The 1,262-nt window shown below is 44.1% G+C and carries 1 protein-coding gene; it reads left to right on the top strand.

The window, feature by feature from the left end; all coding sequences use genetic code 11:
* Nucleotides 1-73 precede the first annotated feature (73 nt).
* Nucleotides 74-1,254, top strand: a protein-coding gene (locus tag A28LD_RS01765; protein ID WP_139043486.1) for an IS3 family transposase whose coding sequence is annotated in 2 segments (ribosomal slippage) — nucleotides 74-344 and nucleotides 344-1,254 — 1,182 coding nt in all. Because the reading frame shifts where the segments join, the coding sequence is not laid out codon by codon here.
* The last annotated feature ends 8 nt before the right edge of the window (nucleotides 1,255-1,262 follow it).

Below are 1,262 nucleotides of genomic sequence, written 5' to 3'. Positions count from 1 at the left end.
TGTAGTGGCATAGTTAATTTGGCCACCTAATTAGAGGTGTTATCATACACCACATAGACAATTAGGTGACGTAATGACGAATAGAACAAGACCAACATTTAGCCCGGAGTTTCGCTTAGAAGCCGCTCAATTAGTCGTTGAAAAAGGTTATTCAATCCGAGAAGCGGCAAAAGCGATGAACGTTGCGAAATCAACTATGGAAAGTTGGGTTCGGCAGCTTCGTAAAGAGCTTAACGGGGTGCCCGTAAAGGCGACTCCGATGACGCCTGACCAGCTTAAGATTCGCGAGTTAGAAAAACGCATTAAGCAAATTGAAATGGAAAAAGACATATTAAAAAAGGCTTCAGCTCTCTTGATGTCGGACTCCCTGAACAATTCTCGATAATTGAGAAACTTAAGACGAGCTATCCAGTTAAATCGCTGTGTGAAGTATTTAATGTTCACCGAAGCAGCTTCAAATACTGGGAACAACGTTCAATGAAGCCATTATGTGCAACGAAAGCGAAAGAAATCGCTAAAGTTAAAGAACTATTCCGTATCAGTGAATATTCAGCAGGTGCACGAAGTATAGCCCAGATGGCAACGGACCAAGATGTGCCGCTTAGTCGTTACCGTGCCGGTCGTTTGATGCAAAAGCTGGGGCTTATCAGCTGTCAAATACCGAATCACACATACAAGAAAACAGGTGATGAACATGTTGAGATACCGAATCATTTAGAACGCCAGTTTAATGTTGAAGCACCAAACCGCGTGTGGTGTGGTGATGTTACCTACATTTGGACGGGTAATCGTTGGGCATATTTAGCCGTTGTGATTGATTTATTTGCGCGTAAACCAGTTGGCTGGGCGATGTCGCTTTCGCCGGATAGTGAGCTTACTGGCAACGCCTTAAGAATGGCCTATGAAAGTCGAGGACGCCCCAAAGGGGTCATGTTTCATAGCGACCAAGGAAGCCACTATACAAGTCGGAAATTTCGTCAAATGCTATGGAAATGCCAAATTAAACAGAGCTTGAGCCGGCGAGGAAACTGCTGGGACAATGCGCCAATGGAACGCTTTTTTAGGAGCCTGAAAATTGAGTGGGTGCCAACGTATGGATATCGATCGTTTTTACATGCACAGCATCATATCGTTAAATATTTAATTGGGTATTACAGCCAGCTCAGGCCTCATCAGCATAACGGCGGTATGAGCCCAAATAACGCAGAGCAAAAATACTGGAATGACTATAAACCGGTGGCCAGTTTTTCTTGACCACTACA

This window comes from Idiomarina sp. A28L, assembly GCF_000218785.1.
In the GTDB taxonomy this organism is placed as follows: domain Bacteria; phylum Pseudomonadota; class Gammaproteobacteria; order Enterobacterales; family Alteromonadaceae; genus Aliidiomarina.
Note: the sequence above shows the minus strand (reverse complement) of the source record. Positions and strands in the feature narration are given on the sequence as shown.